Raw genomic sequence first — 13,886 nt, forward strand, 5'->3', positions numbered from 1 at the left:
GAACTGCTGAACTAATTATTGAATTAATAGAAAATAAGTCTTTAATTTTGAAAAAAGATTTAGAAGATGTGAAACATGATGGCAAGTTGTATTATTTTTCATACAAAAACCAAGAATCAGTAGACATGTATAATGTTGTCATTAACGCGACAGGTGCAAAAAGTCATTTAAATGAATTGGATCAAGATGATCAATTAATTAAAAATCTTGAAAATAGACAAATTGTACAAGCACATCCAATGGGAGGCATACAAATCATACCGGAAACCAATCAAGTTATTAGTCCAAGGTTTGGAACATTAACAAATATGATTGCGATAGGTCAAATGACAAACGGTGTTAATAAACTACGAAATGGTGTGAAAATGATAGTAGAACAAGTTGCGCATACAGTATCTCAATTATATGATGCTTTAGAATCGAATGAGCAACAACAGCGCAGTTACAATCAATAATTTGTAACTAGAAGATAATAAAGAGAACGCTCTATAGAGACGAATTGAAGGTTTGATTTTAATGTCTGTTAGTAAGAATCATATCAATGAGATGCCTATAGTACTCAGATTATATTAAATTAAAACCGTCATTAATTGTTTTTTCAGAAAACATATAGTATCATTTTAAATGTAGTTGACATACTACGTACTCAAATAATCTATAACAATTTCATATATAATTCTTTCGGGGCAGGGTGAAATTCCCAACCGGCAGTAAATAAAGCCTGCGACCTGCTAATATGTTTCATATTAGTGGCTGATCTAGTGAGATTCTAGAGCCGACAGTTAAAGTCTGGATGGGAGAAAGAATGTTAATTATCGACAAAGATAATGTAGCGTATTTGTAAAAATGTGTACAAATAGGCTTATTTAACGATAAATTTTTCTCCTTGCATCTTAATTCATGATGTGAGGATTTTTGTTTATAGAGGTGATCATTTGAGTCAATTTATGGATTATGCGATTCAACTTGCAAATATGGTACAAGGTCAAACAGGTGTTAATCCACCCGTTGGCGCTGTTGTAGTTAATGAAGGTAGGATTGTTGGTATTGGTGCACACTTGAGAAAAGGTGACAAGCATGCGGAGGTTCAAGCACTTGATATGGCACAACAAAATGCTGAAGGTGCGACGATTTATATTACGTTAGAGCCATGTAGTCATTTTGGTTCAACACCACCCTGTGTTAACAAAATTATTGATTGTAAGATAGCAAAAGTAGTATACGCAACAAAAGACAATTCGTTAGACACACATGGTGATGAGACGTTACGGGCTCACGGTATTGAGGTTGAATGCGTTGATGATGAACGGGCATCACAATTATACCAAGACTTTTTTAAAGCAAAAGCAAAGCAACTGCCACAAATTACAGTGAAAGTATCTGCAAGTTTAGATGGTAAACAAGCGAATGATAATGGACAAAGTCAATGGATTACTAACAAAGAGGTTAAACAAGATGTCTATAAGTTAAGACATCGACACGACGCAGTGTTAACTGGAAGACGTACAGTTGAATTAGATGATCCACAATATACTACACGTATTCAAGATGGAAAAAACCCTATAAAAGTAATATTGTCTAAGTCTGGGAATATTCATTTTAATCAGCAAATTTATCAAGATGAATCAACACCAATTTGGATATATACTGAAAATCCAAATTTAACAAGCAATCAAACACATATTGAAATTATTTACTTGAAGTCTTGTGATTTAACAACAATTCTTCACAATTTATATAAAAGAGGAGTTGGAACTTTGCTAGTCGAGGCAGGTCCAACCACTACTTCAGAATTTCTCCAATCTAATTATATAGATGAATTTATTCTCTATTATGCCCCGAAATTAATTGGCGGATCTGGAAATTATCAATTTTATCAAACAAATGATGTGATTGAGATACCAGATGCGAACCAATTTGAAATTGTTCATTCCGAGTTATTAAATCAAAATGTTAAATTAACTTTACGAAAGAAGTGATGATGCATGTTTACTGGCATCGTTGAAGAAATAGGTGTCGTTAAAAGTGTTCAAATTCGTCAATCAGTCAGGACGATTGAAATCGAAGCACATAAGATTACGGCAGATATGCATATTGGTGATTCCATCAGTGTTAATGGTGCATGTTTAACAGTGATTGATTTTGATCAGACATCTTTTACTGTTCAAGTAATTAAAAGCACTGAAAATAAAACCTATTTAGCAGATGTTAAGCGACAATCAGAAGTAAATTTAGAGCGTGCCATGAGTGGTAACGGTAGGTTTGGTGGACATTTTGTCCTCGGTCATGTAGATGAACTAGGAACAGTTTCAAAAATAAATGAAACAGCCAATGCCAAAATTATTACGATTCAATGTAGCCAACATATTAATAATCAGTTAGTTAAGCAAGGGTCTATTACTGTGGATGGTGTAAGTCTAACGGTATTTGATAAGCATGATAACAGTTTTGACATTCATCTTATTCCAGAAACGAGGCGTTCAACGATTTTATCATCCAAAAAATTAGGAGATAAAGTACATTTAGAAACAGACGTTTTGTTTAAATATGTTGAAAATATTTTAAATAAAGATAAAGACCAATTATCTGTAGATAAATTAAGAGCATTTGGTTTTTAGGAGGGGTAGCATGCAATTCGATAATATTGACAGTGCTTTAATGGCTTTAAAAAATGGAGAAACAATTATTGTAGTAGATGATGAGAATCGTGAAAATGAAGGTGATTTAGTAGCGGTTACTGAATGGATGAACGATAATACCATTAATTTTATGGCGAAAGAAGCAAGGGGATTAATATGCGCACCAGTGTCTAAAGATATTGCACAACGTTTGGATTTGGTACAAATGGTTGATGATAACTCCGACATCTTTGGTACGCAATTTACAGTGAGTATTGATCATGTAGATACAACAACAGGAATTAGTGCTTATGAACGTACATTGACTGCCAAAAAGCTCATTGATCCTAGTAGTGAAGCTAAAGATTTTAATCGTCCTGGTCATTTATTTCCATTAGTAGCACAAGATAAAGGCGTATTAGCTAGAAATGGACACACAGAAGCGGCTGTTGATTTAGCTAAACTTACTGGTGCCAAGCCCGCTGGTGTCATTTGTGAGATTATGAATGATGACGGCACGATGGCGAAAGGACAAGATTTACAAAATTTTAAAGAAAAACATCAATTAAAGATGATTACGATTGATGATTTAATTGAATATCGTAAAAAATTAGAACCAGAAATTGAATTTAAGGCAAAAGTGAAAATGCCTACAGATTTCGGAACATTTGATATGTATGGTTTTAAAGCGACATACACAGATGAAGAGATAGTTGTACTGACAAAAGGTGCAATTCGACAACATGAAAATGTACGCTTACATTCTGCGTGCCTTACAGGCGATATTTTCCATAGTCAACGTTGTGATTGTGGTGCTCAACTTGAATCGTCTATGAAGTATATCAATGAACATGGTGGCATGATTATTTATCTACCTCAAGAAGGTCGTGGCATAGGATTGTTAAACAAATTACGCGCATATGAATTAATTGAGCAAGGATATGATACAGTAACTGCAAATTTAGCATTAGGTTTTGATGAAGATTTACGAGATTATCATATTGCTGCACAGATTTTAAAATATTTTAACATCGAACATATCAATTTATTAAGTAATAATCCAAGTAAATTTGAGGGATTAAAACAATATGGCATTGATATTGCAGAAAGAATTGAAGTTATCGTACCAGAAACGGTACATAATCATGATTATATGGTAACGAAAAAAATAAAAATGGGTCATTTAATATAGGAGGACTTTAACATGAATTTTGAAGGTAAATTAATTGGAAAAGATTTGAAAGTTGCAATCGTAGTTAGTCGATTTAATGATTTTATCACTGGAAGATTACTTGAAGGTGCAAAAGATACTTTGATTCGACATGATGTTAATGAAGACAATATTGATGTAGCATTTGTTCCTGGTGCGTTTGAAATTCCTTTAGTAGCTAAAAAATTAGCCTCATCAGGAAATTATGATGCAATAATTACATTAGGATGCGTAATTCGCGGTGCTACGTCTCATTATGATTATGTTTGTAATGAAGTCGCGAAAGGTGTTTCTAAAGTAAATGATCAAACTAATGTACCAGTCATATTTGGTATTTTAACGACTGAAAGTATTGAACAAGCTGTGGAAAGAGCAGGTACGAAAGCTGGTAATAAAGGTGCCGAAGCAGCAGTAAGTGCAATTGAAATGGCTAATTTATTAAAATCTATAAAAGCATAGAGCGCTGTTGTGAGTTCATAATCAAAGATTTATAAATGTTTCAGAACTGCCAATATAACATTTAGGAGCCTAGAACATTGATTATTGTTCCAGACTCCTAAATTATTGTTTATGCCATGCTCTATTTACGGCATAATTTTTTAATTGTACTTAAACCTAACATAACTGTAGCTCCTAAAGCTGCAATTATGCCAACACGTTTTAAGCCAGCAGGTTTCACAAATTCTTTTACAGCAAGAGATAGGTTTTGTGGGCGTTCTGCTAATCTTCTCATAAAATACGCAAACCAATCATCGCCATAAGGTACATAAATAGTGAAATTATAGCCTTCATTTGCGATTTCTTCTGCTAACTCTGATCTAAAACCATAGAGCATTTGGAATTCCATACGATCTTTTTCAATGTGATTTTCTTTCATAAATTGTTTTACATGATTAATGATGCGATGGTCATGTGTTGCAATTGAAGTGAAATTGCGTGCGTTTAACAAACGTTGTTCAATTATTTTGATGTAATTTGCATCTACGTCTTCCTTAGATTGAAATGCAATTGATTCGTTTTCTTTATATGCACCTTTAACCAAACGTAATCGTAAATCTTGGTATTTATCAACTAATTTGTGGCTATCGTATAAATATGCTTGAATTACAGTACCAACATTTCTAAATTCGCCTTTTAAGCGATCTAAAACTTGAACAATTTGTTGCAGGCTAGCATATTTTTCAGTATCAATATTTATATGCATATTGTTGTAAGTATTTGCTTTAAGTAAAATTTCTCTTAAATTTTGGTAAGCTAATTCTAAGTCGAATTCTGCACCTAACTGACTCAATTTAACAGACATATGTGCCTTTACGCCATGTTGATGAAGCGCGTCCATAATTGTTAAAATTTGTTCTTTAGCATGATTACTTTCTTCAACTGTACCGACAAATTCCCCTAAATTGTCTACCGTAACAGCGATATTCTTGTCATTTAAGTATTCGATTGTATTAATTAACTCTGGAATTGTATTTCCGGCAACGACTTTATTGGCGCCCAAACGTGGGCCCACTTTTTTTGCTGCGTTGTTTAAAAAACTATTATTAGATAATCCGATAAAAAAATTCTTTAATAGTGCCATTGCTACTCCTCCAAACCCTTGTGTTTACAATAAGTTTAGCATGAAAAAAATATTCGAGAAAGCGTTTTCATCAAAAACAATCAAAAATAATTATGTATAATTACACTATCATTGATGTTGATTTCATTTATATATAATAATATGGACAACAATAATACTATAAATAGAAATCTACATAGTGAATTTGCTATAATTATGTTATTGAAGATTAATGAAAAAGGGGCAGTATAATAATGTGGAAGTGGGAAGCTGAAAATGATGCGAAAGGCGTCGTTGTTATTGCTCATAATATATTAGAACATACGGGAAGATATGCATATGTTATTACGATGTTAAGAAGAAATGGCTATCATGTGATTATGGGAGATTTGCCTGGTCAAGGTCAAACTTCAAGAGCTAATAAAGGACAAATTGAAAACTTTCAAACGTATCACGAAAGTTTGCTAGATTGGTTAAAGATAGCTAATGAATATAAAATTCCTACTTATGTATTAGGGGTAGGACTTGGCGGTTTGATTTTATTAAATTTACTTGAAAAAGTAGAATTGCCAATCGAGGGGATGATGTTAATTTCTCCTATGCTAGAACTTCAAAAGAATGGAAAAAATCGTAAAGATAAACTTGTTTCAAATATAGGTAAAATTTCAAAAGACACACGTTTTAATGTTGGTGTAGAACCAAAAGATTTAACACGTAATTTAGAAATTGTTGAAGAAACAGTTAACGATGGTTTAATGTTAAAAAAAGCAACGTATCATTGGTATAATACAATTAATGAGACGATGAAAGATACGATGGCTCATATTCATGACATTCAACCAATGCCAACGCTATTAATGTATGGAACGAAGGATTTAATTGTTGATACTAGGGCAATTGATGAGTTTAAAGAAAAATATCAAACACCTGAATTATATTTTAAAGCTTGGCAAGGTTTTTACCACGAGGTTCACAATGAGCCAGAACGTGATGAAGTAATGCGTTATATTCTGACTTTCTTAAATAACAGCGTCAATACAATGGGCTTTATTGTTGAAGATGACGAAATTGTAGAAATTTAATATTCTAAAAAGATGAGACAGTAGATGCTCATCTTTTTTTTTACTTTTTTAAGGTTGAGAATGTATATCACATTTTATACACATTTGATTTGTAAGAAATGTTTTGATTTATACAAATCATATCTTGAAAAATAACCAATTTAGCCTCATTCGGTTTGATTTAATTTGTTAAATTTAAGGCTAACTAATTAATTTAGTTTAATCAATTTTCATGAGAGTTATATGTAATAAAAATTCAATGCGTATCTTTTTTGAAGAAATATATGTAGAATTGTTGCAATTTAATGGTAATATTGATATATTTTCTTTGTATATAAATTATAAAATTAATATGTAATAGAGTGATTTGTTTTATGTACTATTATCTTATTTCTAAATATTAACTCTATTGATTATTGGTTTTTATACTTATTTAATTTTATTCAACTTTGACAATTGAATAGAAAGCAAGTTTATTTACACTTGTAGTTTTATGCATAAGTTAGCACATACAAGTTTTGGGATTGTTGGGATGTTTGTTAATACTTGTATGGTAGCTAAATATGTGATTATTAATTGGGAGATGTTTAGCATGAAAAAAGTAAATAACGACACTGTATTTGGGATTTTGCAATTAGAAACACTTTTGGGTGACATTAACTCAATTTTCAGCGAGATTGAAAGCGAATACAAAATGTCTAGAGAAGAAATTTTAATTTTACTAACTTTATGGCAAAAAGGTTCTATGACGCTTAAAGAAATGGACAGATTTGTTGAAGTTAAACCGTATAAGCGTACGAGAACGTATAATAATTTAGTTGAATTAGAATGGATTTACAAAGAGCGTCCTGTTGACGATGAAAGAACAGTTATTATTCATTTCAATGAAAAGTTACAACAAGAGAAAGTAGAGTTGTTGAATTTCATCAGTGATGCCATTGCAAGTAGAGCAACAGCAATGCAAAATAGTTTAAACGCAATTATTGCTGTGTAAGTTTAATAGCATAAAAAGAGGTTTTCATTAAGTTGAAAACCTCTTTTTGTTGTTGTTGGTATTAATTTTTCAAATGTTGACTACTCAATCCTAAATTATAAATAGTATAGCGCAGCAAATGCTTAAGAAATTTTTTCTATGGCACAAATGAATGGAGCATGATTACGTTGGTTTAAAAATTGATATTGCAAAACTTGCGCATGCTTTTGATCCAAAGTACTCAAGTAATCAAGCAATGCATGCTTCTCAATTTGTCCTTCGCTATGACCATGATATATAACAAGTACAATAATACCTTCAATTGACATTAATGATAGCAATGAATTAATAGCTTGGATTGTCGTGTCAGGCTTTGTCACGATAGATTTATCACCTTTAGGCAAATAACCTAGGTTAAAGATGGCTGCATCAATATGACCTTTATGTGCATCATTTATATGATGTTCAATATTTTCATGTCCATCTTTTATTAAAGAAACATGATTGAAATCCTTAACTTTATCACGTGTATTTTCCAAAGCTAAATCTTGAATGTCGAAACCATAAACATGTCCTTCTGGTACTTGTTCGGCTAAAAATAAAGTGTCATTGCCGTTACCGCAAGTTGCGTCCACAACAATACTTTCTGGTGTTATATGTTGTTTAATAAGTGTTTTTGAAAAAGGGAGTATACGTTCTAATTTCATTGCTTCACCTTAGACTTGTAACGCAAGCCTTGATAAGAATTTCTACGTGCTAATTCAGCATCGATGCCATTTAATACTTCCCATTTATTAACACTCCACATTGGACCTACCATGATATCTATTGGACCATCACCGGTAATTCGGTGAACGATCATTTCAGGGGGAATCACTTCTAATTGGTCCACAACTAGGTTTGTGTACTCTTCTTGAGTCATAAAAGTTAATAAACCTTTATCGTATTGTTTTACCATCGGTGTACCTTTTAACAAATGAAGTAAATGAATTTTAATACCTTGTACATCCATTTGTGCAACTTCTTTGGCAGTAGCCATCATCATGTCATAGTCTTCGCCAGGTAAGCCATTAATGATGTGTGTACATACATTGATATTATGCTTACGTAATTTTGCCACACCATCATAATAAGTTTTCATATCATGGGCACGATTGATTAAATCAGATGTTGACTGATGGATTGTTTGTAGTCCTAATTCAACCCATAAGTATGTTCGTTGATTCAAATCTGCTAAATATTCGACAACATCGTCTGGTAGACAGTCAGGACGCGTACCAATAGATAATCCTACAACACCCGGTTCTTTAAGTACAGGTTCGAATTTTTCTTTTAATACTTCAACTGGTGCATGTGTATTTGTAAATGCCTGAAAATAAGCAATATATTTTCCTTCGTGCCATTTCTCATGCATCTTTTCCTTAATTTCTTTAAATTGTACTGCGATTGAATCTGCACGATTACCTGCAAAGTCCCCGCTACCTGCAGCAGAACAAAATGTACATCCACCATGTGCTACAGTGCCATCGCGGTTAGGACAGTCAAACCCGCCATCCAATGCAACTTTAAATATTTTTTGTCCAAATTTATTTTTTAAATGGTAATTCCATGTGTGATAACGTTTGTTTTCAAAAGCGTATTGGAAATGATTGCCCATATGTCATTTTCCTTTCTATAAAAAAAGAGTTCTAAGTACAGATTTTAACATATTTTAATGTTATAGTGTTTATTATAGTTTGACAAAAAAGAGAGAGGAACTATGAAATATGAATATACCTAAATCAGTCTGGTGGCTAGTAATTGGCATGGCGTTAAATATTACTGGTTCCAGTTTTTTGTGGCCTTTAAATACAATTTATATGAAACAAGAACTTGGAAAAAGTTTAACTGTTGCTGGTTTAGTGCTAATGATAAATTCATTTGGCATGGTTATTGGAAACTTATTAGGTGGTTCACTATTTGATAAATTAGGTGGATACAAGACGATTTTAATTGGAACTTTCACTTGTCTTTGTAGTACAACGCTACTTAATTTCTTTCACGGGTGGCCTTGGTATGCTGTATGGCTTGTAATGTTAGGCTTTGGTGGCGGAATGATTATTCCTGCGATATACGCTATGGCTGGAGCAGTGTGGCCGAATGGCGGAAGACAAACGTTTAATGCGATATACTTAGCGCAAAATATTGGTGTGGCTGTCGGTGCTGCAATGGGCGGCTTTGTCGCAGAATTTAGCTTTAACTATATCTTTTTAGCCAATCTTATTATGTATGTTGTGTTTGCGCTTGTCGCGGTAACGCAATTTAATATTGAAATTAATGCGAAAGTTAAATATCCAACTCATTTAGATATTACTGGTAAAAAGAATAAAGCAAGATTTATTTCATTAGTACTAATTTGTGCAATGTTTGCAATTTGTTGGGTTGCGTATATTCAATGGGAGTCTACAATCGCATCATTTACACAATCTATTAATATTTCAATGGCACAATATAGTGTTTTATGGACAATTAACGGAATAATGATTTTAGTAGCACAACCATTAATTAAACCGGTTCTCTATCTGTTAAAAGGAAACTTAAAGAAGCAAATGTTTGTCGGCATCATCATTTTTATGTTGTCGTTCTTTGTCACGAGTTTTGCCGAAAACTTTACAATATTTGTTGTCGGTATGATTATTTTAACTTTTGGAGAAATGTTTGTATGGCCAGCAGTTCCAACTATAGCCAATCAGTTAGCGCCAGATGGTAAGCAAGGACAGTACCAAGGTTTTGTGAATTCAGCTGCTACAGTAGGAAAAGCATTTGGTCCATTTCTTGGTGGTGTATTAGTTGATGCGTTTAATATGCGCATGATGTTTATCGGTATGATGCTACTACTTGTATTTGCATTAATATTATTAATGGTTTTCAAGGAGAATAATACGCAACCTAAAAAAATAGATGCATAATGAGTAAATAGAATTAACGTTATAGACTTGAAATAAATGTCGTTATAACATAATATTAATTTGTATAATTTAATTTCGTTTGGAGCTTTTCTACAGAAAGCTAGTGATGCTGAGAGCTAGTGTTAAGGACTAAATGTAAATCGTATTAATTTTAAATTGAATGAATGACATCTCTTACTATTAAAATGAGTGCACAATTTTTGTGAAATAGGGTGGTAACGCGGCAAATGTCGTCCCTATGTAAATAGAATAGTTAGAGGTGTCTTTTTTATTGAATAGGAGGAAATGTGTTGAATTACAACCACAATCAAATTGAAAAGAAATGGCAAGACTATTGGGACGAAAATAAAACATTTAAAACAAATGATAACTTAGGTCAAAAGAAATTTTATGCTTTAGACATGTTTCCATATCCATCAGGTGCTGGTTTACATGTTGGACATCCTGAGGGCTATACAGCAACAGATATCATTTCAAGATATAAAAGGATGCAAGGTTATAATGTATTACATCCGATGGGGTGGGATGCATTCGGATTACCAGCAGAGCAATATGCTTTAGACACTGGCAACGACCCACGTGAATTTACAAAGAAAAATATCCAAACTTTTAAACGACAAATTAAAGAATTAGGGTTCAGTTATGATTGGGATCGTGAAGTTAATACAACAGATCCAGAATACTATAAATGGACACAGTGGATTTTCATACAGTTATATAACAAAGGTTTAGCATACGTTGATGAAGTTGCAGTTAACTGGTGTCCAGCATTAGGCACTGTTTTATCTAACGAAGAAGTGATTGTTGGTGTCTCTGAACGTGGTGGACATCCAGTTTATCGTAAGCCGATGAAACAATGGGTACTTAAAATCACAGAATATGCAGATCAATTATTAGCAGATTTAGATGATTTAGATTGGCCTGAGTCTTTAAAAGATATGCAGCGCAATTGGATTGGACGTTCTGAAGGGGCCAAAGTTTCATTTGATGTAGATAATACGGAAGGAAAAGTAGAAGTATTTACGACTAGACCAGACACTATCTATGGTGCATCATTCTTAGTCTTAAGTCCTGAACATGCATTAGTTAATTCAATTACAACTGATGAATATAAAGAAAAAGTAAAAGCTTATCAAACAGAAGCTTCTAAAAAGTCAGATTTAGAACGTACAGATTTAGCAAAAGATAAATCAGGTGTGTTTACTGGTGCATATGCAATTAATCCTTTATCTGGTGAAAAAGTACAAATTTGGATTGCTGATTATGTATTATCAACATATGGTACTGGAGCAATTATGGCAGTACCAGCGCATGATGACAGAGATTATGAATTTGCTAAAAAGTTTGATTTGCCAATCATTGAAGTCATCGAAGGTGGAAATGTTGAAGAAGCAGCATACACTGGTGAAGGTAAACATATTAATTCTGGTGAACTTGATGGTTTAGAAAATGAAGCGGCAATTACTAAAGCTATTCAATTATTAGAGCAAAAAGGTGCTGGCGAAAAGAAAGTTAATTACAAATTAAGAGATTGGTTATTCAGTCGTCAGCGTTATTGGGGCGAACCAATTCCTGTCATTCATTGGGAAGATGGAACAATGACAACTGTTCCTGAAGAAGAGCTACCATTGTTGTTACCTGAAACAGATGAAATCAAGCCATCAGGGACTGGTGAGTCTCCACTAGCTAATATTGATTCATTTGTAAATGTTGTAGATGAAAAAACAGGTATGAAAGGACGTCGTGAAACAAATACAATGCCACAATGGGCAGGTAGTTGTTGGTATTATTTACGTTACATCGATCCTAAAAATGAAAATATGTTAGCAGATCCTGAAAAATTAAAACATTGGTTACCTGTTGATTTATATATCGGTGGAGTAGAACATGCGGTTCTTCACTTATTATATGCAAGATTTTGGCATAAAGTCCTTTATGATTTGGGTATCGTACCTACTAAAGAACCTTTCCAAAAATTATTTAACCAAGGTATGATTTTAGGAGAAGGTAATGAGAAGATGAGTAAATCTAAAGGAAATGTAATCAATCCTGATGATATAGTACAGTCTCATGGTGCAGATACTTTACGTCTTTACGAAATGTTTATGGGACCTTTAGATGCTGCAATTGCATGGAGTGAAAAAGGATTAGATGGGTCTCGTCGATTCTTAGATCGCGTATGGCGTTTAATGGTAAATGAAGATGGAACATTGAGTTCAAAAATTGTAACTACAAATAATAAATCTTTAGATAAAGTTTATAACCAAACTGTTAAAAAGGTAACAGAAGACTTTGAAACATTAGGATTTAATACTGCTATTAGTCAATTAATGGTATTTATTAATGAGTGTTATAAAGTTGATGAAGTTTATAAACCTTACATTGAAGGCTTCGTTAAAATGTTAGCACCTATTGCACCACATATCGGTGAAGAATTATGGTCAAAATTAGGACATGAAGAGTCTATTACGTACCAACCTTGGCCAACTTATGACGAAGCACTACTTGTAGATGATGAAGTAGAAATCGTTGTTCAAGTAAATGGTAAATTGAGAGCTAAAATTAAAATTGCTAAAGATACATCAAAAGAAGAAATGCAAGAAATTGCCTTATCTAATGACAATGTTAAAGCGAGTATTGAAGGTAAAGACATCATGAAAGTCATCGCTGTTCCTCAAAAATTAGTCAATATTGTAGCTAAATAATGTTTTAAGGAGGACTTTGAAATGAAGTCAATTACTACAGATGAATTAAAAAACAAACTTTTTGAATCTAAACCAGTTCAAATTGTTGATGTTCGTACTGACGAAGAAACAGCAATGGGATATATTCCTAATGCAAAGTTGATTCCAATGGATACCATTCCGGATAATTTAAATTCATTTAATAAAAATGAAATATATTATATTGTATGTGCTGGTGGAGTTCGAAGCGCTAAAGTTGTAGAATATTTAGAGGCAAATGGCATTGATGCCGTAAATGTCGAAGGCGGCATGCACGCATGGGGCGATGAAGGTTTGGAAATAAAAAGTATTTAAAGTAGTGACATAATTTAAAATAATATTACATTTGTAATGACACCAAGTAACGTTTCGGTTGCTTGGTGTTTTTTGGTATGAATTACTTTCTGTTACAAAACAATCTAAAGCGTTCTTGTTATGTTTTATTAAGATTTTAATTACAAAACGGAAACTAAATTGTAATAAAATAAAACTTTATTTTATAAAATGATGATGATAAAATTGAGTGAACTTAAAATATTGTACAAAATAATATAGCTATAAACATAATGTGAGGGAGCGTATATTTTTAGCATAATTCTTAACAACACAGCAGAGAACAGACAACCAGGAGGAAAATGAAATGAATTTGTTAAAGAAAAATAAATATAGTATTAGGAAGTATAAAGTAGGCATATTCTCTACTTTAATCGGAACAGTTTTATTACTTTCAAACCCAAATGGTGCACAAGCCTTAACTACGGATAATAATGTACAAAGCGATACTAATCAAGC

The 13,886-nt window shown here is 32.8% G+C and carries 14 protein-coding genes, 1 pseudogene and 1 riboswitch; of the genes and pseudogenes, 12 read left to right on the forward strand and 3 right to left on the reverse strand.

Annotation, left to right across the window (positions count from 1 at the left end):
* From IDG60_RS12325 to ribH, 5 genes and pseudogenes are all read left to right on the forward strand, one after another.
* Nucleotides 1-455 (forward strand): annotated as a pseudogene (locus IDG60_RS12325) (FAD/NAD(P)-binding protein); the annotation flags it as partial.
* 218 nt (nucleotides 456-673) lie between these two features.
* A riboswitch (FMN riboswitch) is annotated at nucleotides 674-809 on the forward strand.
* 126 nt (nucleotides 810-935) lie between these two features.
* Complete coding sequence (gene ribD / locus IDG60_RS12330; RefSeq protein WP_000077358.1) at nucleotides 936-1,979, forward strand: bifunctional diaminohydroxyphosphoribosylaminopyrimidine deaminase/5-amino-6-(5-phosphoribosylamino)uracil reductase RibD; 1,044 nt, start codon at nucleotides 936-938, stop codon at nucleotides 1,977-1,979.
* 6 nt (nucleotides 1,980-1,985) lie between these two features.
* Nucleotides 1,986-2,618 (forward strand): riboflavin synthase, encoded by a 633-nt coding sequence (locus IDG60_RS12335; RefSeq protein WP_000493887.1) that lies wholly within the window; start codon nucleotides 1,986-1,988, stop codon nucleotides 2,616-2,618.
* Between the two features lie 10 nt (nucleotides 2,619-2,628).
* Nucleotides 2,629-3,810 (forward strand): 3,4-dihydroxy-2-butanone-4-phosphate synthase, encoded by a 1,182-nt coding sequence (gene ribB, locus IDG60_RS12340; RefSeq protein ID WP_001159037.1) that lies wholly within the window; start codon nucleotides 2,629-2,631, stop codon nucleotides 3,808-3,810.
* Between the two features lie 12 nt (nucleotides 3,811-3,822).
* Nucleotides 3,823-4,287 carry a 6,7-dimethyl-8-ribityllumazine synthase gene (gene ribH, locus IDG60_RS12345; protein WP_001008549.1) on the forward strand — a complete coding sequence of 155 codons (465 nt, stop codon included), beginning with the start codon at nucleotides 3,823-3,825 and terminating at the stop codon, nucleotides 4,285-4,287.
* A gap of 121 nt (nucleotides 4,288-4,408) precedes the next feature.
* Here ribH and IDG60_RS12350 read toward each other — a convergent pair whose 3' ends face one another.
* On the reverse strand, nucleotides 4,409-5,410 hold the full coding sequence (locus tag IDG60_RS12350; protein WP_001196362.1) for a proline dehydrogenase family protein: 1,002 nt from the start codon (nucleotides 5,408-5,410) through the stop codon (nucleotides 4,409-4,411).
* A 111-nt stretch (nucleotides 5,411-5,521) separates the two neighbouring features.
* Here IDG60_RS12350 and IDG60_RS12355 point away from each other — a divergent pair, with 111 nt between their 5' ends.
* The 3 genes from IDG60_RS12355 to IDG60_RS12365 all read left to right on the forward strand — a co-directional run bounded on the left by IDG60_RS12355 (nucleotide 5,522) and on the right by IDG60_RS12365 (nucleotide 7,444).
* On the forward strand, nucleotides 5,522-5,641 hold the full coding sequence (locus IDG60_RS12355; protein WP_001790712.1) for a hypothetical protein: 120 nt from the start codon (nucleotides 5,522-5,524) through the stop codon (nucleotides 5,639-5,641).
* A 2-nt stretch (nucleotides 5,642-5,643) separates the two neighbouring features.
* Nucleotides 5,644-6,471: an alpha/beta fold hydrolase gene (locus IDG60_RS12360; protein ID WP_000266096.1), complete on the forward strand. Its 828-nt coding sequence runs from the start codon at nucleotides 5,644-5,646 to the stop codon at nucleotides 6,469-6,471.
* 571 nt (nucleotides 6,472-7,042) lie between these two features.
* The gene (locus IDG60_RS12365) at nucleotides 7,043-7,444 is read left to right on the forward strand and encodes a transcriptional regulator, SarA/Rot family (protein WP_000757543.1); all 402 of its coding nucleotides are present in this window, start codon (nucleotides 7,043-7,045) and stop codon (nucleotides 7,442-7,444) included.
* A 122-nt stretch (nucleotides 7,445-7,566) separates the two neighbouring features.
* Here the strand turns inward: IDG60_RS12365 and mnmM are convergent, their stop codons facing one another.
* Both mnmM and mnmL read right to left on the reverse strand, forming a co-directional pair.
* Nucleotides 7,567-8,130 (reverse strand): tRNA 5-(aminomethyl)-2-thiouridylate-methyltransferase MnmM, encoded by a 564-nt coding sequence (gene mnmM / locus IDG60_RS12370; RefSeq protein ID WP_000764419.1) that lies wholly within the window; start codon nucleotides 8,128-8,130, stop codon nucleotides 7,567-7,569.
* Entirely contained in the window at nucleotides 8,127-9,080 is a 954-nt protein-coding gene (gene mnmL / locus IDG60_RS12375) for a tRNA modification radical SAM protein MnmL/YtqA (RefSeq protein WP_000526539.1), read from the reverse strand. Before mnmL ends, mnmM begins: the two co-directional genes overlap by 4 nt.
* A gap of 109 nt (nucleotides 9,081-9,189) precedes the next feature.
* Between mnmL and IDG60_RS12380 the strand changes: the two genes are divergently transcribed.
* From IDG60_RS12380 to IDG60_RS27490, 4 genes are all read left to right on the forward strand, one after another.
* Nucleotides 9,190-10,371 (forward strand): MDR family MFS transporter, encoded by a 1,182-nt coding sequence (locus IDG60_RS12380; RefSeq protein WP_001025067.1) that lies wholly within the window; start codon nucleotides 9,190-9,192, stop codon nucleotides 10,369-10,371.
* A 287-nt stretch (nucleotides 10,372-10,658) separates the two neighbouring features.
* Complete coding sequence (gene leuS, locus IDG60_RS12385; RefSeq protein WP_103182736.1) at nucleotides 10,659-13,076, forward strand: leucine--tRNA ligase; 2,418 nt, start codon at nucleotides 10,659-10,661, stop codon at nucleotides 13,074-13,076.
* A 21-nt stretch (nucleotides 13,077-13,097) separates the two neighbouring features.
* Nucleotides 13,098-13,409, forward strand: a complete 312-nt coding sequence (locus IDG60_RS12390) for a rhodanese-like domain-containing protein (protein ID WP_000836461.1) — start codon at nucleotides 13,098-13,100, stop codon at nucleotides 13,407-13,409.
* Between the two features lie 325 nt (nucleotides 13,410-13,734).
* On the forward strand, nucleotides 13,735-13,886 hold a 152-nt coding region (locus IDG60_RS27490; protein ID WP_164826025.1), incomplete at its 3' end, for a YSIRK-type signal peptide-containing protein.

Source organism: Staphylococcus sp. EG-SA-2, assembly GCF_017152085.1.

What these genes read in the sequence shown, in the direction of transcription:
- mnmL (WP_000526539.1), bottom strand. Translation starts at nt 9,080, where the DNA reads ATGGGCAATCATTTCCAATACGCTTTTGAAAACAAACGTTATCACACA.
- ribH (WP_001008549.1), top strand. Translation starts at nt 3,823, where the DNA reads ATGAATTTTGAAGGTAAATTAATTGGAAAAGATTTGAAAGTTGCAATC.
- ribB (WP_001159037.1), top strand. Translation starts at nt 2,629, where the DNA reads ATGCAATTCGATAATATTGACAGTGCTTTAATGGCTTTAAAAAATGGA.
- mnmM (WP_000764419.1), bottom strand. Translation starts at nt 8,130, where the DNA reads ATGAAATTAGAACGTATACTCCCTTTTTCAAAAACACTTATTAAACAA.
- IDG60_RS12365 (WP_000757543.1), top strand. Translation starts at nt 7,043, where the DNA reads ATGAAAAAAGTAAATAACGACACTGTATTTGGGATTTTGCAATTAGAA.
- IDG60_RS12335 (WP_000493887.1), top strand. Translation starts at nt 1,986, where the DNA reads ATGTTTACTGGCATCGTTGAAGAAATAGGTGTCGTTAAAAGTGTTCAA.
- IDG60_RS12350 (WP_001196362.1), bottom strand. Translation starts at nt 5,410, where the DNA reads ATGGCACTATTAAAGAATTTTTTTATCGGATTATCTAATAATAGTTTT.
- IDG60_RS12380 (WP_001025067.1), top strand. Translation starts at nt 9,190, where the DNA reads ATGAATATACCTAAATCAGTCTGGTGGCTAGTAATTGGCATGGCGTTA.
- IDG60_RS12390 (WP_000836461.1), top strand. Translation starts at nt 13,098, where the DNA reads ATGAAGTCAATTACTACAGATGAATTAAAAAACAAACTTTTTGAATCT.
- IDG60_RS12360 (WP_000266096.1), top strand. Translation starts at nt 5,644, where the DNA reads ATGTGGAAGTGGGAAGCTGAAAATGATGCGAAAGGCGTCGTTGTTATT.